A 1,622-nucleotide genomic window follows, 5' to 3' on the forward strand; every position below is an offset into this window, starting at 1 on the left:
CTCAATGCGATGACCATGGACGGTACCGATGGACCCGAGTTGGTGGCCAACTGGACTTGGGCTGGCGCGCTATTTACCGCCGAGCAGATCCAAGAACTGGCACAGACGTGGTTCCAAGCCCTAGAAGCGCTGGTTGCCTACGCCGCGCAGCCACATGTGGGCGGTTTGACACCGTCGGACGTGCCGCTTGTCAAGCTCAATCAAGAGCAGATTGAGCAGTTGGAAGCCGAGCAACCCGAGATCGAGGAGATTTGGCCGCTTTCTCCATTGCAAAAGGGCCTGCTGTTTCACGCATTGTATGATCCGCAATCGGCGGATGCTTATGTAACGCAATTGGTGCTTGATTTGGAAGGCGCCGTAGACGGCCAAGCGCTGCGTCATGCCTGTCAGACTTTGCTGCAACGCCATGCCAACTTGCGGGCCAGCTTTGTGTACCAGGGGCTGGATGAGCCGGTGCAGGTTATTGCCCGTGATGTACAGCTGCCTTGGCAGGAACTTGATCTAAGCGGATTGAGCGATGCTGCTCAAGAAGCTGAATGTGCGCGCTTTTTGCAAGAGGACGGCTCACGCCGCTTTGAACTCCGTCAATCACCATCACTGCGTTTCAGTTTGATTCGTCTTACGGCGTGCCGCCATCGGCTTGTTTTGACATGTCACCATATTCTAATGGACGGTTGGTCAGGGCTACTTTTTGTCCAAGAGATGTTCGAATTGTATGCGAACAGCGGTAGTGGGCGCACGTTGCCGCGCGTGGCGCCTTACCGTGATTATTTAATTTGGCTCAAAGGCCGCGATTACGCTGCGGCCAAACATGCTTGGCAATCTGCGTTGGCGGGCCTAGATGAGGCTACCCGATTGGCGCCGGCACAACTTAAGTCGTTAGTTCGGCAACAAACGTTGAACTGGGATTTGCCCGAATCACTAACGTATGCGTTGACGCAGCAAGCCCGCCAGCATCGCTTGACATTGAACACGTTAATACAAGGCGCTTGGGGTCTTTTGCTAAGTCATTTGACAGCGCGCGATGATGTGGTCTTTGGCGTAACGGTGTCTGGACGCCCGCCAGAACTGCCTGGCGTTGAGCATATGATAGGTTTGTTGATCAACACGCTACCGTTAAGACTGCAAGCCAGTCCAAAACAGCCGATCGCAGATTTGCTAACTGCTATTCAAGATCAGCAAACCCAGTTGGTCGAGTATCAGTATCTGGCCCTATCCGATATTCAGCGTCTTACTGGATTAGGAGAGTTATTTGATACTTTAATAGTATTTGAAAACTATCCAGTTAATTGGCAGGCTTTGCAAACGACTACAGGCGGCCTACAGTTGACGAAACTTAGCGGCAGCGATACTACGCATTACTCGCTGAGTTTGGTTGTTGCTCCTGGTGCACGACTGTCATTCCATCTAGGCTATCGCTGCGACCTGTTCAATAACAAGACCGTTGAGCAGTTAATGCGGCGTTTCAACCGTCTACTCGAAGCGATAGCGCAGGACCCCGGGCAGCCGATTGGGGGTATCGAGTTGCTTGAGGCGGCGGAGCGGCAGCAGCTGCTAGTTGAATGGAATGCGACCGAGCGCGCGATGCCTGAAGCAACGCTGGTTCAGTTGTTTGAGGCGCA

At 53.3% G+C, this 1,622-nt stretch carries 1 protein-coding gene; it reads left to right on the forward strand.

What is annotated here, in order from left to right; genetic code table 11:
* Window positions 1-15 precede the first annotated feature (15 nt).
* Window positions 16-1,622 (forward strand): condensation domain-containing protein (locus B0O95_RS15140; RefSeq protein WP_233203455.1); only part of this gene is annotated, 1,607 nt, incomplete at its 3' end.

The organism is Mycetohabitans endofungorum, assembly GCF_002927045.1.
GTDB classification, from domain to species: domain Bacteria; phylum Pseudomonadota; class Gammaproteobacteria; order Burkholderiales; family Burkholderiaceae; genus Mycetohabitans; species Mycetohabitans endofungorum.